The organism is Aquabacterium sp. (assembly GCF_050725395.1).
In the GTDB taxonomy this organism is placed as follows: domain Bacteria; phylum Pseudomonadota; class Gammaproteobacteria; order Burkholderiales; family Burkholderiaceae_C; genus Aquabacterium.
In genome coordinates this window covers 48872-70809 of the sequence record NZ_JBOHHL010000023.1, presented here as the reverse complement: position 1 = coordinate 70809, position 21938 = coordinate 48872, and the positions used below count along the sequence as shown (strand labels likewise).

The window sequence follows — 21938 nt, the reverse complement described above, 5'->3', positions numbered from 1 at the left end:
CCTCGCGACCGTGTGCGATGGCTTGTTCGCACTGCTCGGCTGTCATCGCGGCGGTTTGCGCGCAATCGGCTGTGCCCTTGGCGATCTTGCGGATCTGCAGGCCTGCGCGGGGCGCGAAGTCGTGTGCCACGCCAGCGTCGATCACTGTCAACGCCAGCCCATGCTGACGGGCCAGCACGCTCACGGCCGCCCCACCGGCCAGGAAGTTCTCGACCATCTGCCAGGTGACGTCGCTGGGGAAAAGCGAGATGCCTTGCGCGGTCAGGCCATGGTCACCGGCGAACACCACCATCTGCGGCTGGGTGAGCTGAGGCGACTCGGTGCCCAGGATCAGGCCCAGTTGCAAGGCCAGCGATTCGAGGCGGCCCAAGGAGCCCAAGGGCTTGGTCTTGTGGTCCAGCAGGTGTTGCAGGCGCTGGGCGCGGGCCGGGTTGTTCAGGTCGGTGATGGCGTTCAGCTTGGTCATGGTGGGTGTGCTCAATCAGGCGTCGAAGCCCAGGGCTTGGGGCGTGGTGCCGGCGCAGCGGGCGATGGCGCCGAAGATGTGGACCAGGCCGCGCTCGATGGCGGCGGGGCCGGGCGAAAGGATGTCGGAGGAAGGGATGTCCTGCATCAGGGCGTTCAAGGCGGGGAAGCCTTCGCGGGCCAGCACTTTCTCGGGCTCGAAGCGCTGGCCGCACCAGGCGCCCATGATGAGTTGGGGCTCGGCGGCCAGGACCTGCTCGGGCGTGACGGCGCGCTCGCGGGATGGGAAGCGCTGCGCGGTCTCGGCGAACACGTCGACGCCGCCGGCCAGCTGGATGATCTCGCTGATCCAGGCGATGCCGCAGATGAGGGGCGAATGCCATTCCTCGAAGTAGACGCGCGGCTTGAAGGGCAGGCCTTGTGCGGCCTGGGCCACCTTGGCCTGGCGGGCTTCCAGCTCGGCCACCAGAGCCTCGGCGGCTTCGGTGCGCTGCACGACCTGGCCCAATTGGCGGACCATGTCGGACACACCGGCCAAGCTGCGGTGGTTGAACCACAGGACGTCGACGCCTGCGTCGGCGCAGGCGTCCAGCAAGGGGCGCTGCACTTCGGAGAAGCCAATCACCAGGTCGGGCTGGACATCGAGGATGCGTTCCAGCTTGCCGGTCTTGAAGCCGCTGATCTTGGTTTTTTCTTCGCGGGCCTGGGGCGGGTAGACGGTGAAGCCGGAGATGCCGGCGATGCGGTCTTGCACGCCCAGGCGGTAGAGCACGTCCACGGATTCGGTGGACAGGCAAGCGATGCGTTGGGGGCCTTGCGGTGAGGTCGTCGTCATGCGGTGGATGGCTTGAGGAGGTTCATGAGCGCGCCAGGCGCGAAGTGCTGGTCGAGGTAGTCGGCCAGGTCGTCGAAGACGGCGTCCAGCGGCCGGGCCTGGATGCCGAACAGGGCCTGGAGGGCGGCCGGGGACTCGAACAGGCCGTGCAGGTACAGGCCCAAAACGGCGCCCTGCTGCCAGCCCAAGGCCTGGCCCTGCGGATTGTGGAGGATCTCGGTGGGGCCTGGCTGGCCAGCGGGCGCGGCGGTTCGGCCTTGGTGGATTTCATAGCCTTGGACATGCACACCGCTCAGGGGGGCCCAGGCTAAGGCGGTGTTAGTGAATGAGGCGTTTGTATCCAGCAGGAGCTTGTCGCGCTCGAAAGTGGTGACCAGGGGAAGCAGGCTCAGGCCGGGGGTCGACAAGGGCGCCTTGCCACTCCGTTCATCATCCACGCCGTCAACCCCCTCAACGCCGAGCAAGGCCTGGCCCAGCATCTGCAATCCACCGCAAACCCCCAACACGGCGCCACCGCGCGCGGAATGCGCCTGGATCGCCACGTCCAGGCCCTGCTGCCGCAACCAGGCCAAGTCGGACGTGGTGTGCTTGGAGCCCGGCAGGATCACCCAATCGATGCCCTCCAGGTCGGCCGGGTGCCGCGCCCACACCAGGCGCACGCCGGGCATGGCGCGCAGGGGCTGGAACTCGTCCAGGTTGCTGATGCGCGGGTAGGCCACGATGGCGATGCGCTTGAGCGCCTGGGCCTGCTCGAGGCCGGTGGCGCTGGCGTCGAACACGCCATCTTCTTCCGGCAGGCCATGGCCGCGCCACATGGGCAGCACGGCCACGGTGGGCACACCCGTCATGGCCTGCAGTTGTTCGGGGCCGGGCGCCAACAGGGTGGCATCGCCGCGGAAGCGGTTCAGGACAAAGCCTCGGATCAGCGCGCGTTCGTGCTCGGGCAGCAATTGGTGCGTGCCGAAAAGGTGGGCGAAGGCGCCGCCCCGGTCGATGTCGGTGACCAGCAGGCAGGCCGCCTGCGCGGCCAGGGCCGTGCGCATGTTGACGTAGTCGCTGTGGTGCAGGTTGATCTCGGCGGGCGAGCCCGCGCCTTCGATCACGACCACGTCGTTCTCGGCCATCAAGGCTTGCAAGGCATCACGGGCGAAGGGCCAGAGTTGCTCGCTGCGCTGGCGCCAAGGCACCTGGTGAAGGTCGGGGCGCACCTGGCCCAGCACCACCACCTGGCTGGCGGTGTCGCGCTCGGGCTTGAGCAGCACGGGGTTCATGCGGACCTCGGGCCGCGCGCGGGCGGCCAGGGCCTGGAAGTACTGGGCACTGCCGATTTCGCCCAGCCGTCCAGCCAGGCCCGGCACGACACGGGCGTTGTTGCTCATGTTCTGGGCCTTGAAGGGCGCCACCTTCAAACCCTGGCGCGCGTACCAGCGGCACAGGGCCGTGGCCAACCAGCTCTTGCCGGCGCCACTGGTGGTGCCCAGGACCATGACGGCTTTGGCTTGTTGGTTCATGGGGACACCTTGTCGTCAGACAAGGCCATGAGCAGGGCTTGTTGCGCCCGCGGCGCTTGCGCGCTTACACGCACCCATCCCGGCAAGCCGAAGCTGGTGGCATCGCGCAACTTGATGCCTTGCGTCCGCAAACGGGCCAGCAAGGCCGAGGCATCACCTGGGGCCTCCGCCAGCATGAAGGGCACCACGGAGGGCAGGCAGCGCCAGCCCCTTTGCGTCAAGGCGTTGCGTTGCGCTTCGATCCAGCAGGCCAGTGTCTGGCGCGATCGGGACAGCCAGGCCTGTGTGTCGTCGTCGTGCCAGGCTTGCAGCATGGCCACGCCTTCGGCCGACAAGACCCAGCTCGGCGCGAGGGCCGACCAGGCGGCTCCAAGGCCTTCCGTGTCATCCACCGGCGCGATCACGTAGCCGGCACGCACCCCCGTCAACCCCAGGGCCTTGTTGGGGGAACACAGTTGCCAGCATTGGTCGGCCAAGGCGGCGGGCACCGGGTCCGAGCCCAGCAAACGCAGGGGCTCGTAGGCGCGGTCCAGCGCCAAGGTCAACCGGTGCGCAGATTTCAGCTCCGCCAAGGCCGACCAGAACGCAGGTGGCAGGCTGTGCCCCGTGGGATTGCAAGGCTCGCACAGCCAGACCAGGGCGGGCCCGGCCGGTGTGGACAAGCGGTCCAGCAAATCGTCACCGCTGGCATAAGCGTGCACGGACAGGCCCAGGGCCAGCGCGGCGGACCGGTAATCACCATAGCCCGGTTGCGGGACCCAGACCTGCTTCACGCCCTGCAGGTGCGCCGCCAGCGTCAGGCGGCGGATGGCTTCGCTGCTGCCCGCCGTGGGCCATAGCCTGTCCCTGTGCAGGCCCAGGGTGCGCGCCAAGGAGTCGCGCAGGGCCAGGTAGTGCGGGTCGGGGTAGCGCTGGCGATCGGCCGCCTGGATCGCCTGCAGGACATGGTCAGGTGCGCCCAAAGGGTTGGCGTTGCTCGAAAAATCGTGGGTGATCGCCGGGCCGCCGTCGGGGCCGCCGTGCACGGACAGGTGCATGGTCATGCCCTTCCCCACGCCCAAGTCGGCGCCCAAGGCAGCAGGATCAGGCCCGCGCACAAGGCCGCAGCCCACCACACCGCACTTTGCGCCCAGGCCAGGGCCTGCGCCGTGTGCATGGCCCGGGGCGGCTCGCCAGCCTCGTTCAAGACGTACACGCCCGGCTTGCTCAAACGCACGCCCAACAGCAAGGCCATGACCCCCATGGGCCAACCACCGTTGGGCGATGGCGTGGCACGGGCTTGCCGGCGGATGGCCGACCAGGCGGGCGACCGGGCCGCCGCCAGGCACAGCAGCAAGGCCGTGATCCGGGCAGGCAGCCATGACAGGACATCGTCCACACGCGCCGCCCACTTGCCGGCCCATTCGTAGCGCCCCCGGTAGCCCCACATGGCATCGGCCGTGTTGGCGAAACGGTAAAGCGCCGCGCCACCCAGGCCGCCCACGGCGAACCACAGCAGGGGCGCGACCAGTGAATCGTTCAAATTCTCGGCCAGGGATTCGATGGCGCTCTCACGCACGGCCACCTTGTCCAACTGCGTGACATCGCGGCTGACCAGGCGTTGCAAGCGCACTTGCCCAGCTTCCAGCGAGTCGCCCAGCGCGCGCTCGACCGAGGCCACTTCATCGCGCAGCATGCGCCAGGCCAGCAAGGGTTTCAGCAGCAGGCCCAGCAGCAAGGCCTGCACCGCCCCATGGAGGCCCGACAGGCCGAATTGCACGGCCCAGGCCAAGGCCAGCACCGCCATGGCGCCCAGGCACCAGGCCAGCATCCCGCCCAGAAAAGCCCAGCGCGGACGCCAGGTGGTCAGGCGCGGCCCCAGCCGCCCCAGGTAACGGCCCATGGCGACCACCGGGTGCGCCCACGCCGGCGGCTCGCCCCAGCGCCGGTCGATCAGCAAGGCCACGGCCATGGCCAGCAGGCTCACCCAGGGGGTCATGGCTCAGTCTTCGATGCCGCGCTGCGCCGGCACGCCCGCCTTGTAGTGGTGCTTGACCGCCGCCATCTCGGTCACGGTGTCGGCGATGTCGATCAACTCTTGCGGGCAACCGCGGCCGGTCAGCATCACGTGAACGTGGCTGGGGCGATGGCGCAAGGCTTCGAGCACCGGCTCCAGCGGCACCCAGCCGTAGCGCAGCGGGTACATGATCTCGTCCAGCACCACCAGGAAATGCTCGCCCGCCTGGATGGTGGCATTGGCGCGTTCCCAGCCATCGCGGGCCAGTTGCGCCGAATGCTCCAGGTCGCGGCTCTTCCAGCTGAAGCCATCGCCCAGGCCTTCGATGGGCACGCCCAATTGCTCGAACACGCGGTGCTCGCCAAAGCGGGCGCTGGGCACTTTCATGAACTGGTAGATCTTGACGGCCTTGCCCCGGCCATGGGCGCGCAAGGCCAGGCCGAAGGCGGACGTGCTCTTGCCTTTGCCATCGCCGGTGTTGACCAGCAGCAGGCCGCGGCGTTCGCCATCGGGCTTGTCAACCTGGCGGTCGACGGGGGGTTGTTCGATGTCCATGAGGGTCTCTCCAATCTCAAATTCGGAATCACGTGGCCACGACGGGCCTTCGAACCGCCTGCCAGGAAGCACCAGCGGCCACCAGCAAGGCCATCAGCACCATGGCCAGCGCCTGCGACAAGGTCCGCTGCACATCCAGCGCAGGTGGTGGATTGTCAGGCTGGCGCTCGAGCAACAAGCCTTGAAGGGTCGGCGGGGGCGTTGGCGCGGCGGCCGGCGCCTGAGGCATTTGAACCTGCGGCGCCGCGTGCCGGGGCGCGGGCGCAGCCTGGGGTGGCTCCACCGGCGATGGCTCGTTCAACTGCTGCGCCACCCAATGCCGCACGGCGCCCAGCTCACCCGGCAGGGGCGCCTCGCGGGTCAGGTCCTTGTACAACTGCGCGACCTGCTGCTGGGTGGCCGCGTCGGGCTGCCAATAGCCCATGCGCTGCGCCTGCACCAGGCGTTCCAGGGACTGCGCATAGGCCTGCGGGTGGCTGCGCATCCATTGCGGCAAGCCCAGCTTGTGCTTGTCCTGCACCAGCACTTCGTAGAAGTTCTGCCAGTGGTCGGGCCGCACCGTGTCGGGCGAGGTGACTTGCCAGCCCCAGGCGAACTGCAGGGCCTTGAGCACCTGCAGCGTGCCGGCGTAGCCCTCGGCCTTCTGGGCGTGCAACCAGCCAGGGTGCAGGTAACGCGATTGCATCTCGAGCGCGATGCTCTTGGCCGCCGATTCGGTGTGGACCTCGCTCGCATCCTGCAACTGGTTCACGTACAAGCCCAGGGCCTCGGTCTTGCCTGCGCTGCGCGCCGCCGCGGCCAAGCCACCCAGGTATTGGAAGGGATCGTCGGACGTGACCATGGCGTACAGGTGCGAGGTGCGCGACAGCACCGCCGCCTGCGTGTGCCGCAGGTGCGAGCCCAGGGCCTTGGCGGCCACGCCGGCTGGCAGGCCATCCAGCGCTTCGCCATTGACATAGGGCTGGCTCATGCGCTGCAGGAACATCTCGCCCAGGCGGCCGTCGTCGCGCTGCACGCCTTCAGACTGCACGGCCTCGGACAGGCCGGTGCCGTAATCACCCGCCACATTGCCGAACACGCGGGCCTGGGCCAGCGTTTGCGCTTGTACCCGGGGCACGCCTTCCTTCACCAGTTCGGCCGCGACCACCGACGTGTTGCTGGCCACGGCGTTGCCCGGCTCGGCCTTTGAAGCAGCGGCCACCGCCTGGTCCACCAAAGCCATCAGGGCCGGGAACTGGTCGCGGTAAGAGCCCGTGATGCTGAGCAGCACGTCGACGCGCGGCCGCTTCAACGTGGCCACCGGGATCACCTTCACGCCCGTGGGCCGACCGGCGTCATCCCATTGGGGCTCCACGCCCAGGGCCACCAGGGCCTGCGCTTCCATGATGCCCTGGTGCCGCAGGGTTTCGCCCGCCCACAGCGACAGGGCCAGGCGCTCGGGCGTCTGGCCGCCATGCTCGGCACGCCAGGTTTTGAGCCAATCGTCGAACAGGCCCTTGGCCACTTCGTAGGCCTGGCGCGTGGGCAAGCGGCTGGGGTCCAGGCCGGTCAGGTTGCGGCCGGTGGGCAGGCTGTCCGGGTTGCGGATGGGGTCGCCCCCATAGGCCGCCGGGATGAACTGGCCCGACAGCGCCTTGAGCAGACCCGGCATCTCGCCTTCGGTGGACAGCAAGGCCTCCAGCGCCTGGGCGCGTTCGGCCAGCTTGAGCAACGCGGCCGAGTCGATGGGCTTGCGCGCGGCGCGGTTGGGCACCGGGCCGCTGGGCAAGGCGGGGCGCAAATCCAGGGTGCTGGCCTTGGCCGCGTCGACCAGGGCCACGTCGAGCCAGCGCGAAGGCCGCGCCGTGGCCACCGACTGGTGGTCGATCAGGAAGGCTTCGTCGATGTCCTCGCCCAGCGCCTCGATCAAAGGCTTGCGCAAGGATTGCAGGATGGTCTGGTGGCGCTGGGCAGCTTCAGGCACACGGCCGAACACCGCCAGGCCCTTGGGCTGCGAGCTTTGCGCCAGCGTGTCCAGGTAGGGGTGCAGCAATTCCAAAAAGCCCGAAAAGTTGGCCGCGATGCGCTCGGCCGTCCAGCCCAGGTCGCGGTGCAACTGGTGTTCGACAAAGCTGGCGGTCAACTGGCGCTCCAGCGCCTGCCGCGTGGGGCCGGCATCCACCGTTTCCCACTCGTGCATCAGCTCGTGCATGTGGGCCATCTTGGCCTCGAAGCCCGCTGGCGAGAACACCGGTGTCTTGTGGCTGACCAGCACCGCGCGGCCACGCCGCTTGGCCGTCAGCGCCTCGCCCAGGTTGTCGACGATGTAGGGGTAGACGACCGGCACATCGCCCAGCGGCAGCAAGGCATCGTCCCAGACGTCCAGGCTGCGCGCCTTGCCCGGCGCCCACTCTTGCGTGCCGTGCGTGCCGAAGTGGATCAGCGCATCGGCCTGGCGCGCCCACAGGTACACCGCCAGGTAGTGGTGGGACAAGGGCGTCTTGCTGCGGTGCATGAAAGGGTTCTGGCCCAGGTGCAAGGTCTCTTCACGCGGGGGCTGCGGCAGCACCGACAGCTGCCCGACCTGCAAGCGCGGGATCACGAACACGCGCTGGCCACGGTGGCTCACCACGTAACGGCTGCTGGCGGGTGGGCCCCACTGCGCTTCGATGCGCTGGCGCACGGGCGCGGGCAGCGTGGCCCACCAGGCTTCGTACTGCGACAAGGGCAGCGCCGCGGCCTGGTTGCTGGACAGCATCGCGCCCAGGTCGGCGCCCGGGTAGTAAGCGGCCAGCAAAGGCTTGAGGCTCTCGATCCATTGGTCTTCAGGCACGGCGTGGGTGGCATAGCCGGCCTGCGCGAGGCCGCTGGAAACCTGCTCCAGGCTGCGCGGCACGTTCAGGAAGGAGGCCCCGAAATTGCTGCCGCCCGGCGGGTAGTTGTAGACCATGGCCACCAGGCGCTGGTCGGCCACCGGCTTGGTCTGCAGCGTGATGAGGCGGCGCGCCTTGGCCACCACGGCCTGGGCCTGGCGTTCGATCAACTCGGTGCGCCTTCCCTGGTCGGCATGGGCCACCACCATGACCGGGTCCACCGCGCCTGCGCCTTCGGGTTGGGCCAGGTAAAAGGGCACATCGCTTTGCGACAGGCCACCTTCGTCCTGAGCCCAGGCGGCCGTGTCGCCAGACCGGTAAGGCTGCGTCAGCAACACGGGCGCGCCCCAACGCGTGAACAAGGGCTGCAGCGCGGCGCTTTGCGGCAGCAACTGGTGGATGACGATCACCTTGGCCTGCAACTGGGTGCCCTGGCCACCCGGGCCGGGCACTTCGAGCAGGCCCGACAAGCCCGCCGCGTCGACCTGCTGCCCGAAAGCCGCGTAGGCAAACAGGCCCTGCTTGGCGAAGAGGCGCAACCACTGGTCGATCCACTGCGTGGCGCCGTTCATGAAGTGGTAGCGGTGGACCAGCAAGACCACCGCCGGGCGGTCACGCCAGGCGGGCTGCGCCTGCTGCCAACGGGCCAAGGCCTGGGCGTCGGTGAACAAACCGGGCGCATCCGGGTGGTAAAGGCCACGGCTGGGCCACGCTTGTGGCGCTGGCAGATCCGGCGCGGCTTGGCCTTTGATCAAGGCCAGGCCCAAGGTCAGGGCATGCGCGGTGTTGCGCTCACCGCCCGCCTGCAGGTAGGCCGCGATGCGGTTGGCGCCGCCCGTGTCGGGCAAGACCCACACCACCTTGCCCGCCAAGGCGACATGGTCCTGCAAGGGCTGGTTCAGCAAACGCTCCAAGCGCGTCTGGGCCGTGACGTGGGGCGCATCGACCCACACCAAGGCAGCCCCCTCCAAGGCCGTGTTCAGCGTGGCGGCTTCACCGGGCGTGAGCGCATTCGCACCCCGCAAGGGATATTCCAGGTGCCGCACGGCCAAGCCCTGTTGCCGGGCCAGCCGTTCGACCATGGCCGTGCGCGGCGCGGGCGTGACATCGGTGGTCAGCCACAACACCACCGGCGCGGCGGCCTGGGCGTTCACCCCCAGGGCCAGGCCCATGAACAGCCAGGCCAGGGCCCAGCGCCCGCAACGCAGGGCCACCGTCACCGGGCGCCCTGCCCTGCCGTGGCGGGCTTGGGGGCGGAAGCGCCCGACTCCGGCACGTAGACGATGTTGCCATCCTTCAACTTGTAGGCCACGCCCGCGCGCTGGCCTTCACCGGCGCCGGCGCTGCCGGCGCCCTTGAACTTGATCTCCTTGCCGTTCTCGCGCACCACCACTTCCATGTTGGGCTGGCCCGGGTTGCGGATGATGGTGACGTTCTCTTCGGCATTGCTCTGGCTTTGCGCGGCCACCGCCGTCAGCAGGGCCACCACCAGCACCAGGAAGACATCGACCAGGTTGACGGCCGACAGCATGGGGTCGTCGTCGTCCTCGGCCATCATGTGGATGTGCTTGAAGCTCATCGCGCCCCCTCGCGCGCCTTGCGCACGTCCAGCAATTCAGCCAGCAGCCAACGGCGGCGCACCGAATACACCGTCAGTCCGATGGAGGCTGCCGCCAAGGCCAGCACCACGCCCGCGAAAGCGCCGCTGAACACGGACAAGGCCTGTTGCCCTTGGCCGGCCGCCACGCTTTGCAAGGCCGGGCCCAACGGGATCATCGTGGCGATCAGGCCCAGCATGGGGCTCAGGCGGCTGAGCAGGCGCACCGGCTCGATCTGCCGGATCACCGACAGCTCCAGCTCTTCCATCGACAGATCCGGCGTGACGCGCAAGGCCGTGTAGCGCGGATTGCGCCAGCGCTGCCAGGCCTCCATCAAGGTCATGCCGCCCGTCCACAAGGCGAACACGAAGCCCAGGGCCACCAAGGTGAGCACAGGCCAGAGCAGCGACTGCGCCACCTGCGAAAAACCAGTTTCAATCATCATGGTGCGGTAACTCCAGGAGCGAACAAGGCCGCGACGGCCACCGGGTTGGAAGGGAAATACAAGTGCAGGAAAGACGCCTGGAGGCGGCCCGATCGGTAGACCGCCTCGGGCTTGCCATGCTGGCGTTGGGCCTGCGTGAAAGCGACCGGGGTCATGGGGCTGTCCATGCTGGCGTGGTGGAAGGTGTGCCCGCGCAAGGCCCCCTCGGGCAAGTCCACGCCATGCATGCCCAGGTTGACGAAGCGCTTCTGCAAGGCCGCATGGCCGGGCAGCAAACCCAGCATGGGTTCGGCGTGGCCTTGCACATCGCTGAGCGTGTCCAGCAGGTAGAGCATGCCGCCGCACTCAGCCACCGTGGGCTTGCCTTGGGCATGGTGGGCGTGGATCGCCGCCTTCATGGCGCCGTTGCCACTCAACTGGGCCAAATGCAGCTCAGGGTAGCCACCGGGCAGGTAGAGGCTGTCGGCACTGGGCAAAACCGTGTCGCTGAGGGGCGAGAAGAAGCGCAGCTCGGCGCCCAGCTCGCGCAAGGTGTCCAGGTTGGCTTGGTACAAGAATGAAAACGCCGCGTCGCGGGCCACGGCGATGCGCACGCCCTGCAGGCCGCGGGCTGTGTTGGTGGCCATGCCCAGCTCAGGCGCGTCGAAACTCACGGCCGGCGGCAAGGCGGGCGACATGCGCCCCAAGGCCTGCGCCGCCTGGTCGATGCGCTGCTCCAGGTCGGCGATCTCGGCCGCCTGCACCAGGCCCAAGTGGCGTGAAGGCATGCCATAGGCCTCGTTGCGCGGCAGTGCGCCGAACCAGGCCATGCCCCCGGGCAGGCTTTCGCGCAGCATCTGCGCGTGCGACTCGCTGCCGACGCGGTTGGCCAGCACCCCCGCCATGCGCAAGCCGGGCCGGTAGGTGGCCAGGCCCAGCGCGATGGCGCCAAAGGTCTGCGCCATGGCCGAGCCATCGATCACGGCCAGCACGGGCAAGCCAAAGCGCAGGGCCAGGTTCGCGCTGGAAGCCTCGCCATCGTGCAGGCCCATCACGCCCTCCACCAGGATCAGGTCGGACTCGCAGGCAGCTTGGTACAGCATCTCGCGGCAATGCGCTTCGCCGCCCATCCACAGGTCCAGCTGGTACACCGGCTGGCCGCTGGCACGCTCCAGCACCATCGGGTCGAGGAAGTCGGGGCCGGTCTTGAAGACGCGGACACGCCGCCCCTGCTGGCGGTGCCAACGGGCCAGGGCCGCGGTGGCCGTGGTCTTGCCCTGGTTGGACGCCGGCGCGCTGATCAGCACGGCGGGACATGACACCGGTGGCCTGCTCATGCGGTGTGCGGCATGGTCAACCAATGCCCCTCCACGTTGAACAGCTTGAGGCGGTGGTCGAACACCGATTGCAAGGCGGCATGGGACGCCGGTGCTTGCGCGGCGCCATGGTGGCGCACCTGCCCCGCCTGCATCACCACCAGGTCGTCGGCCTGCAAGGCCATGTTCAGCTCGTGCAGCACGCTGACCACGGTCACACCCTGCCCCACCAGTTGGCGCACGATGTGCAGCCAATCGGCCTGGTGCGGCGGGTCGAGGTGGGCCAGGGGTTCGTCCATCAACACGACCGGGGCCTGCACGGCCAGAGCGCGGGCCAGCAGAACACGCTGGCGTTCGCCACCCGACAGTTGCGCCAGGGTGCGGCCCTTCCAGGCCCAGCAGTGGGTTTGCTGCATGGCCTGCTGCACCGCTGCCAGGTCTGCCGGGCTGGGGGGCGCCAACCAGGCCTGGTGCGGTAGGCGGCCCAACATGACCACATCGTGCGCGGTCAGGTCATCGGCGCCGGCCTCGCTTTGGCCGAGCCATGCCAGGGTCCGGGCCCGCTCCTTGGCCGGCCAGGCACCCAGCGGTCGGCCTTGCAGGTGAACCGTGCCATCGCAGGCCTGCAACCCGGCCAGGGTGCGCAGCAAGGTGGACTTGCCCGCGCCATTGGGGCCGACGACGGCCGTCCAGCGGCCAGAGGCCAGTCCCAGTTGGATGGGCTGCAACACCGGCTGGCCGGACAAGCGCACGGATTGGATGTCGGCGCTCAAGGCCGCGGCGGCATGGATCAAGCTCATCTCGTCATCCGCCCCGGTTCATGCGCCACAACAGGTAGCCGCCGCCCAGCACCGCGGTGAGCACGCCCACCGGCAGCTCTTGCGGCGCCCACACCCAACGCGCGACGATGTCCGCGCCCAGCAAGAGCACGCCACCGAACAAGGCCGACAGCACCAGCACCGGCCCGTTGGTGGCATGGACCCGGCTGCGCACCAGGTGCGGCGCCACCAGGCCCACGAAAGAAATCAAGCCTGCCTGGGCCACGGCCGCGCCAGTGGCCAGCGCCATGGCGGCGATCAGCACCATGCGCACGCTGGCCAGGCGCACGCCCAGGCTGGTGGCGGCCGAGTCGCCCAGGGTTAGCGCGTCCAGGGCGCGGCTGCAGGCGAAGGCCACCAACACGCTCAGCAGCAAGGTGCCCGCCAGGATGCTCACGCTGTTCCAGCCCAGGAAGCCCGTCGTGCCCATCATGAACGCCTGCATGGCCCGCATGATGTCGGGCACCAGCAGCATGGTCAGCGCGCTCAAGGCCCCCAGCACCACGCCCACCACGACACCGGCCAAAAGCAGGCGCAAGGTGTGCTGCACGCCTCGGGCCAGGATCAAGGTCAGCGACACGGCGGCCACGGCACCCACGAAGGCCGCGCCCGTCAAGCCCAGGCGCACGCTCCACACCGAGGCCACGGGCGACACGCCGAGCAAGGCCAGCAGCACCGCCACGCCCAAGGCCGCGCCCGATGAACTGCCCAGCAGGTAGGGATCGGCCAGCGGATTGCGGAACACGCCTTGCGCAATGGCACCACCCAGGCCCAGCAAGGCCCCGGCCAGCCAGGCCCCCAGGCAACGCGGTGCGCGGATGTCCCACACGATCTGCATCGCCGTGGGATCGCCCCAGGGTGGCGACCAGCCCGTGCTGCCCACGGCCAGGCCCAGCAGCTGCAAGGCCAAGGTCACCGCGACCAGCAGGATGAACAAGGTGAAGGGCCTCATCGAACAGCTCCGCCCTTGTTGGCCGCCACCGATTCACGCAGGCAACGCGCCATGACTTGCGCGGCCTCGCCCATGCGTGGCCCTGGCCGCGACAGGACATCGCCCTGCTCGGAACTGAAGGCGCACACCCGTTTGTCGCGCACCGCGCGGATGCGGTCCCAGCCGGGCCTCGCGCCCACGTCACCGGCATGGCGTTGCGAAATCATGATCACTTGCGGATCGGCCCGCACCACGTACTCGGGGTTCAGCTTGGGGAAAGGCCCCAGGCTGGCGGGCACGATGTTGCGCGCGCCCAGCCGGCTCAAGGTCTCGCCGATGAACGACGACTCGCCTGCCGCGTAAGGCGCGCTGTCCACCTCGTAGTAAACGCTCAAGCCGCGCGCGCTGGCGGGCACGCCCTTGGCCGCCGCGTCCACCTGGGCCTCCAGGCGCTGCCACAGCCGCGCGCCGCCATCGGCGCTGCCCAGGATCTGCGCCACCTTGCCCGCCACGCGCTGCACGTCTTTGTAAGTGCGGGGCTCCAGCGCCACCACCTTCATGCCCAGCGATTCAAGCCGGTCGGTCACGCGCGACGACAAGGCCAGCAAGACCACGTCGGGCTTGAGCGAGGCAATCAGTTCGATGTTGGCATCGTCCAGGCCCCCGGTCTTGGGCAAGCTGCGCACCGAGGCCGGGTGGTTGGAATAGCGGTCGGTGCCGACCAGGCGGGCACAGCCGCCCAGTTCGCACACCGTCTCGGTCAAGGAGGGCAGCAAGGTGACGATGCGGGCGGGCGGCGCGTCCAGGCGCACCGTCACACCGCGGTCATCGACCAAGGTCACCCCAGTCGCAGCCTGGCACACCTGGGCGGCCAGGCACATCACCCACAGCCAAAGGCAACGCTTGATCATGTCATTCCTCATGAGGGACCACGGGGCGTGTCCAAGGCTGGCCAGCCACCATCAAGGTCAGCTGTTGACAGCGTTGCGCCACCGCCTGGTTGAGCCAGCCCAGTTCATCGACGAACGCCCGCACCTCGCGCGACATCGGCACGATGCCCCAACCCACCTCGTTGCTCACGAACACCACGGGCGAAGGCAGCTGCGGCAACAAGGCCAGCACGGCTTCACGCTCGGCCCGCCAACCGGCCAGATCAGGCTGGTTGCTGGCCGGCATCAGCCAGTTGGTCAGCCACAGCGTGAGGCAGTCCACCAGCAGCAGGCGGCCGGGCGCGGCATGCGCCAGCAAGGCTTGCGACAAGGCCAAGGGGGCCTCCACCGTGTCCATGCCAGCTGGCCGCTCGGCCTGGTGGCGGCGGATGCGCTCGCGCATTTCGTCGTCGAAGGCCAAGGCGGTGGCGACCACGGTCACGCGGTGATCGGCCGATTGGCGCAACCAGGCCTGCGCCAGCCGCTCGGCTTGGCGCGACTTGCCGCTGCGTTGGCCCCCGACGATCAGATGGTGGTCAAACGACATCACAAGCCCGGTGTCCAGCGCACGCCGACGATGGCGGTTCGAGGTGCAGTCCCATAGGTCTGCGCGTTCTCGTACTTCTTGTCGGCGATGTTGTCGATGCGGGCCAGCACACGCCATTGCGCGTTGAGGCGGTACAGCGCGTCCGCATTGACCACCGTGTAGCCGCCCAGGGGGCCGACGCCGTCTTTGTTGAAGCGGCGGCCCACCGCCAGCAGTTCGGCACCGAGCGTCCATTGCGCCAGATCGGTGTCCATGCGCAGCGAAGCCTGGCGGCGCGCGCGGCGCTGAAGGTCGAGGTCATTGAGCGTGTTCTTGAACGAACCAAAGTCCATGGAACCCGACAGGCGCACCGGCCCCATCGAAGCCCCTGCGGACAAAGCCACGCCCTTCAGGCGGGCCTGCCCGGTGTTGCTGTAGCAAAAACTGGGCGCCGACTGGCTGCAAGGCGTGGTGGTGGTGGCGGGAAAATTGATCAGGTTGCTCACATGATTGTCGTAAACCGTCAAGCCCAGTTCAGCACCGCCCCCGTGATACCGCACACCCACTTCCGCATTGCGAGAGGTCTCCGGTTGAAGCGCCGCATTGCCATATTTGCTGAAGCGCTGGTACAAAGTCGGCGCCCGGTAGGCTGTGCCCCATGACGCATGGATGTTCCAACGGTCGGCGATGTCCTGGCCGACCGCGATGGAGCCGGTGCTGTGATCGCCAAACTCGCTGTCCCAGTCGGTGCGGCCATTGACTTGGAACGCGGTGCCATGGGCCCGCCATGCATAACCCAAGCCCAGGCCATCATCGCTGCGCTCACCTTCCCCCTTGGTGCCCGACAGCACCACCTCGCTGTTTTTCAAAGTGTCCTCGCGCCGCTCCAGCACCGCCGTCACCGAATGCGCGCCCCACTTGAATTCATTGAGCCAGGATGCCGTGTCCACATCGGTCCGCGTGAGGTAGCCCGTCAAAGGGGTACCGTACCGATCGGACGACTGTGTCAGCGCCGCCTGGCTCGACCAGCTGTCCAGCCATTGCGCGTTCCATTGCAGCTTCAGGTTGTTCAGATCACGAACCCCATAGTCATCCCGACTCGTGACATTGGAGTCGTAGCGGCTGTGAAGATGCTGCTGCATGACCGACGCTTCGACACGGTGCGCCGCCACCGGCTTGAACCCGACCCGCAAATGGCTCCCTGACGTCGAATAGCCATCACGGTCCGTGGCCCGAGTCCCGGCCTTGGCATTGTTCAAGGCACTGAAACCATCGCTGCGCTCTTTGGATGCCGACACCGCGTAGTCGAACAGGCCAGACGCGCCACTCAAACTGGCGTCGGCCTTCAAGAAACCAAAGTCACCGGCCGAAATGCCCAGATCAACGCTCGCTGGGCCCTTGCCTTTCTTGGTGAATATTTGCACGACACCCGAGATCGCGTCCGACCCGTACAAGGCGCTGACCGGCCCGCGCACGACCTCGATGCGATCGATCTGCGACAGGTTCAACAACTGCCAGGACGCGCCCCCGCTCACGTTCTGCGTGTCGATGCGCACGCCATCCACCAGCACCGCGATGTGCCGCGTTTCGCCCCCCCGCAGGTACACATTGGCGTCCGCGCCCGGCCCGCCATTGCGCGCCACCTGGAAGCCGCCCACCCGACTCAGCAGATCGACCACCGTGCCCGCGGCCTGCCGCTCGATCTCCTCGCGGGTGATCACGGTCACATCAGCCACCACCTGGGACACCGGCAGGGGCGTTCGGGTCGCAGTGACCACCACCGGGTCCAGCACGTCTTTGGTCGCTGGCTGCGCCCAGGCCAGCTCGCCACTCAGCAGGGCCACGGCCATCACCATCCATTGTTTCGTCGTCATGGTGCGCCCCTCAGAACTGGCGAGCCAGCGACAGTTTGAAAGCACGGCCAGGCTCAGGATACAAGCCCCCCGTGGCACATCTGTAGGCGTAGTTGTAGCTGCCCTGGTCGGTCAGGTTGGTGCCCGCCACGGACACAGTCCAGACCTTGTCGGACCAGGCATAGCGCGCATCCAGCAGGGCCGATTCAGGGACCTTGCGATCGCACTGGTTGCTCACATCGTCGCCAAAGCGCATCGAGCCCAGGTACTGCACGCCCGCGTCCAGCGTCTGACGGTCAGTGACACGGTAAGCCAATCGCACGGTGGCGGTCTGCGGCGCCACCAACACCTGCTCCCTGCCAGCGTTCGGGCCCGACCTGTACCTGGCCGACAAGCTCTGCCAATTCAAGCGCCACTCCAGCACCGATGTCATGAGCCAGCGAGCTTCCAGTTCGACACCTTGACGGCGGGTGGGGTCAACGTTTTCGTTGTACCCAAAGCTGTTCGGGATCAAAGAAGGCACATAGGTGATCTCATTGACGTTGTCCTGCCGGAAATAACGGACTGACACCGTCTGTGCACCGTGGGCCCACCGCAGCCCCAATTCCTTGTCACGGCCGCGTTGAGGCAGCAGCGGCTGCCCTCCTGGGGTGTTGCCGTTCTCGTCGAAATTCGGCAAGCGGTAGGACTGTGCCAAGCGGCCGTACACCGTCCAGTCGTCCGCGAACACCTGACTCAGGCCCAACTCGGCGGCCTTGAGCGAGTCACGCCGGTCGTAGCTTGAAAAATCCGAGCGCTCTTTCTTGCTCACCCTCTCGGTACGCCAACCCAGGGCCACGCGGGTCGAGGTGTCGAAAGCCCAATCGCTGTGAACGAAGAACGCCTTGTTGGACTGCCAGCCATGGTCCTCGCCAAACGGGTTGTAGGCATCCAGTGTCCACCGCTGCAGATCGAACCCGACGATGGTGCTGGCAGTCACGCCCGACCACTTGTCCACATGGCTGAGCTTGGGGGTGGCCTGTTGGCTCAACACGGACTTTTCATAGCGAGTGCCCGAGTAGTCGGCATCGGTGTCGCGGTTTCTGGAACTGAGGTCCAGTTGCGCGGTCCAGTCCTTGAATGCGAATTCGGTATTGCTGCTCAAACGGGTTTCGTCCGTGGCGGCCTGGTCGGTGAGCTTGGTGGCTTGCCGTGGATTGGCCTGCCATTGTGCGAAGGTCAAGGACCCAGGGAGTTCACCGAACTGGCTTTCTTGCTGCACCCTGAACCGTTGGGACCAGCCACCGGCCGACCATTTCAAACCCAGGCTGCGGGCATCCTGCTCATAACGGGCACGGTCGCGGTAGCCATCCGAACGGATGGTCTTGGCCGAACCGTCCACCCACAAGGTGTCCGTCTGGTAAGACGCATTCGCCGACGCTTCCTTGCCCCGAAAGCTCTCCACCGAGCCGGCCAACCGCCCTGTCGCCCCCTTGCGCCCCTGGCGTTTCAAGATCACATTGATGACGCCACCCGTGGCCCCCTCGCCCCACATGACGCTGGCCCCGCCCCGCACGATCTCGATCCGGTCGATGTCCTCGAGGGGGATCGCCGATAACCGTGCCGACACCTGCTCGTTCTCGCTGACTCGGATGCCATCCACCATCACCACGGTGTTGGCGCTGGCGGTGTCACCGTAGCCCCGCAGGTCCAACATGTATTCGCGCCCCCCCAACAGGTCGGTTTTTCCGGGCACGCCGCCCAGACGACGGATGGCTTCGTTCGCGTCAGACACCCCGGACCGGGCCATCTGTTCTGCCGTGATGACCGAGGCCCCGATGGGCGCCGATTTCAGCAGTTGCGGCATGCGGCTGGCCGACACCACCACCAGCTCCAGATCGGCCCTTGGGGCCTCCTGTGCATGGACCGACAAAACCGGAGCGCAAGCCGACACCGCAACGGCCACAGCCGAACGGACCCCAGGTGCCAAGCGCACCGAATTCAAAGACAACATGATGGATACAACAGCTAAAGGCTCGCGCCAGCGTCCCCGCAGGCCATGAGCGACATGGTGCAAAAGCACCCCTTGTTGGCCGGTATCCGGGCTAGGCGGTACAACCCGTGCGGCCTTCCCAGATGCATCAGCATCCAGTGGCAAGAGAGCACGGGCGGAAGACCAGGCAATGCGCCAAGGCTTCGACCGCCGACCGTTGCGGGGGCAGCGCAGGTGGGGCTGCGCCTGTGTGAGGCACGCGCCGTCCTGCTTCCCGTTTAACCGCACCGGGGAGAACCCCAGCGCGAGCACCAACCCGGCGATTGTAAGGGCGCCTACAATGGCCGCCATGTCCAGAATCGATGATCTGACCGAGCGCGTTGAGCGTCTGTTGCTGCGTCACGAAGAGCTGCAGCGCACCCACGACCTGTTGCAGCAGCAACTGGATGTGACCACGCACGAGCGCGATTCGCTCAAGGCCCGCCTGGCCGCGGCCCGGGCCCGCATCGACGCCTTGATCGACAAACTCCCCGCGTCTGCCAAGGACGCCACCCCGACCCACACGCCCGACGCATGAAACAAATCGAAGTCTCGATCATGGGCCAGAGCTACCTGCTCGGCTGCCCCGAAGGGGGCGAGGCGCGTCTGAAAGAAGCCGTCTCGCATGTGGACCGCGAAATGTGCGCCATCCGAGACAGTGGCAAGCTCAAGGCCCGCGAGCGCATCGCCGTGCTGTCGGCCTTGAACCTGGCGTACGAGTTGACCGAGCGGCCCGCTTCGGTCACCGCGTCCGCCAGTCCTGCGCCTGATGCGGCCGAGGTGCCATCCCCTGAACATGTGGAACGGCTCATCGCCCGCATCGACCAGGTGCTGGGCCAGGATGGTCACTTGATTTAACCACTTGGTCGCGGGGTATTTCCACACCCACGCGGGCGCCACACCAGTAGAATGAAACCGTTCGTCGCGTTCGTGGAAGCTTTTAATTCCTTGAACCGATGCTCTTAGAGCCAGGGCTTGGAACATTGCCCAGCGGGTGTGATCGTCTCGCGTCAGATGAACCCGAAGCTGTGCTGACCTCGCCCACCTGAATCCCCTGGGTTCAGGAACGCGGCAACCAGTGCGCGGCGAACACCTTATGTGTGCATGATGCTCATGTGTGGACGAACTGAATGCTGGCCAAGGCCACACGGTTCCCACCGGTGTCACGGGCACTGGCCATCGCGCGATCCGCGCTGCGCATCATCTCTTCGACCGAGCCCGCAGTGTGCGGAAAGCTCGCCACCCCCATGCTCACCGAGAACGGAATCTGCTGGCCGTTGTGCGGCACGATGTGCCCCGCGCATTGACGGCGCAACTGTTCCATCCTGGAATGGGCCGTGGCCAGGCCGACGCCCGACAGCAGCACCACGAAGCGATCACCGCCCAGGCGGCATGGAGAGTCCATGGCGCGCGTGTTGGCGCGCAGCAGGCGGCCCAGGGCTTCGACCACGCGCTCGCCACCTTCGGGGCCATGCAGGCGCAGGATTTCTTCCAGGCCATCGATGGACACCGACACCAGGGCGAACTCGCGTTGCTCGCGGCTCGACAGGTCGGCCTCGCGGCGCAGTTGCTCTTCGAAGTGGGCTCGGTGGTACAAGCCCGAGGCGGCGTCGCGCACCTGGTTGTCCTGCATGTCGCGGCGCAAGTCGTCGTTGGCCTTTTGCTGGGCTTCGAGTTGCTCGAGCGCGGAATGGAGTTGGGACTCGCGGCGCTTCTGGTCGGTCACGTCTTTCCAGACAGAGAGCAACTTGGCGGCGGGCGTGGACTGGCCTGCTGGCACAGGCGCTTGCCGCCACACGGTGAAATCACGCCGCTCACCAGCCCGCTCCAAGCGGTGCTCGGTCAGGAAGCCCTGGGTCAAAGACAAGGCCTGCTGATCGGCGGCACGCAGCGCCACGGCTTGCGCGGCATCGAACAGGTCCGCATCCTGGGCACCCACCACCGTGGTCCGCGTGCCAGCCAGCAGGCTGGCCGCGACCTCGTTGGCCCATTCATAGCGACCGGTGGCCACGTCCTTGATCAGGAATGCCACGCCCAATTGGTCCAGGGCATGGATCAGGGCGTCCGACAACACGCCTCCGGACAGTGTCTCCACAGCGTTTGAATCGGCCATAACGTTGATTGGTGTGGTCATGAATTATTGGAACAGACCGGCACTGGCAAGCCTGTGCCGGGCAGAGGGCCCCCAGGGCCAAATCTTGGCTTAAATTAACGCGGCTGACTGCCCTTCAAACATGGGATGTGAGCCACCTTTACAGTACTTGTGTGCGCTTTACCACGGCGCATGGCCCTGAATTCACCCCTCTCCGGTATCAGTCATGACCCACTTGACCATTTTGGGCTGCGGCCTGATGGGAGCGCCCATGGCGCGCCGCTTGCTCGCCGCAGGGTTCTCCCTGACGGCCTGGAACCGCACGTGCGCCAAGGCAGAAGCACTGGCAAGCTGGGGCGCCATCGTGGCCGGTTCACCGGCCTTGGCGGTGGCCCATGCCGACATCGTGATCACGATGCTCGAACATGGCCAAGTTGTAGAGGAGGTGTTGTTCGGCCCCGGCGCAGGTCACGCCTCGCCGGGGCTCAAACCCGGCGCCCTGGTGATCGACATGAGCTCCATCCTGCCCGAGCAGGCTCGCGACCATGCGCAACGCCTGGCCAGGCTGGGGGTGTCTTACCTGGATGCGCCCGTGTCGGGCGGCACCGTGGGCGCCGAGGCGGGCACTTTGGCCATCATGGCAGGCGGACTGGCCGACGATGTCGAGCGTGCCCGCCCGGTGTTCAATGCCCTGGGTCGGGCTGTGCACGTGGGGCCCTCCGGCAGTGGTCAATTGGCCAAACTGGCCAACCAGATGATCGTGGGCATCACCATCGGGGCGGTGGCCGAAGCCTTGCTGCTGGCGGAGCGTGGCGGCGCCGACCCGGCCCGGGTGCGGGAGGCACTGCGCGGTGGCTTCGCCGAAAGCCGGATCCTGGAGGTCCATGGGCAACGCATGGTCGATGGCGATTTCGCCAAACGCGGCTCGCTGGCCATCCAGCTCAAGGACCTGAACAACGCTTTGCACACGGCCTCGGCCATGGCGTTCGATGCCCCGATCACACAAGGGCTGACCGCGCTGTATGCCGACGCGGCCCGCCACGGCTTCGACCAACTGGACCAATCCGGGCTGTTCTGCGAACTGCAACGCCGGCAACAACCACCCGTGCCCAAGGACACCTCGGTTTGATACACTGGTTTTGAAGGGCCGATAGCTCAGCTGGGAGAGCGCTGCGTTCGCAATGCAGAGGTCGGGAGTTCGATCCTCCTTCGGTCCACCAGATCGC

20 protein-coding genes, 1 tRNA gene, 1 other RNA gene and 1 riboswitch are annotated in these 21938 nt (G+C 67.3%); of the genes, 5 read left to right on the top strand and 17 right to left on the bottom strand.

Annotated elements, in window-relative coordinates; genetic code table 11:
* The 16 genes from ACREB4_RS14520 to ACREB4_RS14445 form a co-directional block, all read right to left on the bottom strand.
* On the bottom strand, positions 1-466 hold a 466-nt coding region (locus ACREB4_RS14520; protein ID WP_431588941.1), incomplete at its 3' end, for a nicotinate-nucleotide--dimethylbenzimidazole phosphoribosyltransferase.
* A gap of 15 nt (positions 467-481) precedes the next feature.
* The gene (locus ACREB4_RS14515) at positions 482-1300 is read right to left on the bottom strand and encodes an ABC transporter substrate-binding protein (RefSeq protein ID WP_431588940.1); all 819 of its coding nucleotides are present in this window, start codon (positions 1298-1300) and stop codon (positions 482-484) included.
* Positions 1297-2811, bottom strand: a complete 1515-nt coding sequence (locus tag ACREB4_RS14510) for a cobyric acid synthase (RefSeq protein ID WP_431588939.1) — start codon at positions 2809-2811, stop codon at positions 1297-1299. The genes ACREB4_RS14515 and ACREB4_RS14510 overlap by 4 nt, the downstream gene beginning before the upstream one ends.
* Positions 2808-3854: a pyridoxal phosphate-dependent aminotransferase gene (locus ACREB4_RS14505; RefSeq protein ID WP_431588938.1), complete on the bottom strand. Its 1047-nt coding sequence runs from the start codon at positions 3852-3854 to the stop codon at positions 2808-2810. The genes ACREB4_RS14510 and ACREB4_RS14505 overlap by 4 nt, the downstream gene beginning before the upstream one ends.
* On the bottom strand, positions 3851-4789 hold the full coding sequence (cbiB, locus tag ACREB4_RS14500; RefSeq protein ID WP_431588937.1) for an adenosylcobinamide-phosphate synthase CbiB: 939 nt from the start codon (positions 4787-4789) through the stop codon (positions 3851-3853). Before cbiB ends, ACREB4_RS14505 begins: the two co-directional genes overlap by 4 nt.
* A 3-nt stretch (positions 4790-4792) precedes the next feature.
* Positions 4793-5362 (bottom strand): cob(I)yrinic acid a,c-diamide adenosyltransferase, encoded by a 570-nt coding sequence (gene cobO / locus ACREB4_RS14495; RefSeq protein ID WP_431588936.1) that lies wholly within the window; start codon positions 5360-5362, stop codon positions 4793-4795.
* A gap of 28 nt (positions 5363-5390) precedes the next feature.
* A complete protein-coding gene (gene cobN / locus ACREB4_RS14490; RefSeq protein ID WP_431588935.1) occupies positions 5391-9434 on the bottom strand; it encodes a cobaltochelatase subunit CobN in 4044 nt (1347 codons plus the stop codon).
* Positions 9431-9793: a DUF2149 domain-containing protein gene (locus ACREB4_RS14485; protein WP_431588934.1), complete on the bottom strand. Its 363-nt coding sequence runs from the start codon at positions 9791-9793 to the stop codon at positions 9431-9433. Before ACREB4_RS14485 ends, cobN begins: the two co-directional genes overlap by 4 nt.
* Positions 9790-10257, bottom strand: a complete 468-nt coding sequence (locus tag ACREB4_RS14480) for a hypothetical protein (RefSeq protein WP_431588933.1) — start codon at positions 10255-10257, stop codon at positions 9790-9792. Before ACREB4_RS14480 ends, ACREB4_RS14485 begins: the two co-directional genes overlap by 4 nt.
* Complete coding sequence (locus tag ACREB4_RS14475) at positions 10254-11573, bottom strand: cobyrinate a,c-diamide synthase (RefSeq protein WP_431588932.1); 1320 nt, start codon at positions 11571-11573, stop codon at positions 10254-10256. Before ACREB4_RS14475 ends, ACREB4_RS14480 begins: the two co-directional genes overlap by 4 nt.
* Complete coding sequence (locus tag ACREB4_RS14470; RefSeq protein ID WP_431588931.1) at positions 11570-12352, bottom strand: ABC transporter ATP-binding protein; 783 nt, start codon at positions 12350-12352, stop codon at positions 11570-11572. The genes ACREB4_RS14475 and ACREB4_RS14470 overlap by 4 nt, the downstream gene beginning before the upstream one ends.
* A 4-nt stretch (positions 12353-12356) precedes the next feature.
* A complete protein-coding gene (locus ACREB4_RS14465; RefSeq protein ID WP_431588930.1) occupies positions 12357-13322 on the bottom strand; it encodes a FecCD family ABC transporter permease in 966 nt (321 codons plus the stop codon).
* Positions 13319-14212 carry an ABC transporter substrate-binding protein gene (locus ACREB4_RS14460; RefSeq protein WP_431588929.1) on the bottom strand — a complete coding sequence of 298 codons (894 nt, stop codon included), beginning with the start codon at positions 14210-14212 and terminating at the stop codon, positions 13319-13321. The genes ACREB4_RS14465 and ACREB4_RS14460 overlap by 4 nt, the downstream gene beginning before the upstream one ends.
* Before the next feature lies 1 nt (position 14213).
* Positions 14214-14777 (bottom strand): bifunctional adenosylcobinamide kinase/adenosylcobinamide-phosphate guanylyltransferase, encoded by a 564-nt coding sequence (cobU, locus tag ACREB4_RS14455; protein WP_431588928.1) that lies wholly within the window; start codon positions 14775-14777, stop codon positions 14214-14216.
* Positions 14777-16630 carry a TonB-dependent receptor domain-containing protein gene (locus ACREB4_RS14450; RefSeq protein WP_431588927.1) on the bottom strand — a complete coding sequence of 618 codons (1854 nt, stop codon included), beginning with the start codon at positions 16628-16630 and terminating at the stop codon, positions 14777-14779. Before ACREB4_RS14450 ends, cobU begins: the two co-directional genes overlap by 1 nt.
* Positions 16631-16640: 10 nt before the next feature.
* Complete coding sequence (locus ACREB4_RS14445) at positions 16641-18602, bottom strand: TonB-dependent receptor (protein WP_431588926.1); 1962 nt, start codon at positions 18600-18602, stop codon at positions 16641-16643.
* Between the two features lie 60 nt (positions 18603-18662).
* Positions 18663-18912, bottom strand: a riboswitch (cobalamin riboswitch).
* A gap of 9 nt (positions 18913-18921) precedes the next feature.
* Here ACREB4_RS14445 and ACREB4_RS14440 point away from each other — a divergent pair.
* The 3 genes from ACREB4_RS14440 (at position 18922) to ssrS (ending at position 19714) form a co-directional block, all read left to right on the top strand.
* Positions 18922-19158 (top strand): DUF904 domain-containing protein, encoded by a 237-nt coding sequence (locus ACREB4_RS14440; RefSeq protein ID WP_431588925.1) that lies wholly within the window; start codon positions 18922-18924, stop codon positions 19156-19158.
* Positions 19155-19478: a cell division protein ZapA gene (locus tag ACREB4_RS14435; RefSeq protein ID WP_431588924.1), complete on the top strand. Its 324-nt coding sequence runs from the start codon at positions 19155-19157 to the stop codon at positions 19476-19478. Before ACREB4_RS14440 ends, ACREB4_RS14435 begins: the two co-directional genes overlap by 4 nt.
* A gap of 57 nt (positions 19479-19535) precedes the next feature.
* A non-coding RNA gene (ssrS, locus tag ACREB4_RS14430) (6S RNA) lies at positions 19536-19714 on the top strand.
* Positions 19715-19731: 17 nt separating this feature from the next.
* Here ssrS and ACREB4_RS14425 read toward each other — a convergent pair.
* Positions 19732-20733 carry a GGDEF domain-containing protein gene (locus tag ACREB4_RS14425; RefSeq protein WP_431588923.1) on the bottom strand — a complete coding sequence of 334 codons (1002 nt, stop codon included), beginning with the start codon at positions 20731-20733 and terminating at the stop codon, positions 19732-19734.
* A 205-nt stretch (positions 20734-20938) separates the two neighbouring features.
* Here ACREB4_RS14425 and ACREB4_RS14420 point away from each other — a divergent pair, with 205 nt between their 5' ends.
* Positions 20939-21841, top strand: coding sequence for an NAD(P)-dependent oxidoreductase (locus tag ACREB4_RS14420; protein ID WP_431588922.1), 903 nt, complete (start codon positions 20939-20941; stop codon positions 21839-21841).
* A 15-nt stretch (positions 21842-21856) separates the two neighbouring features.
* Positions 21857-21932 (top strand) — tRNA-Ala (locus ACREB4_RS14415).
* Positions 21933-21938: the final 6 nt, after the last annotated feature.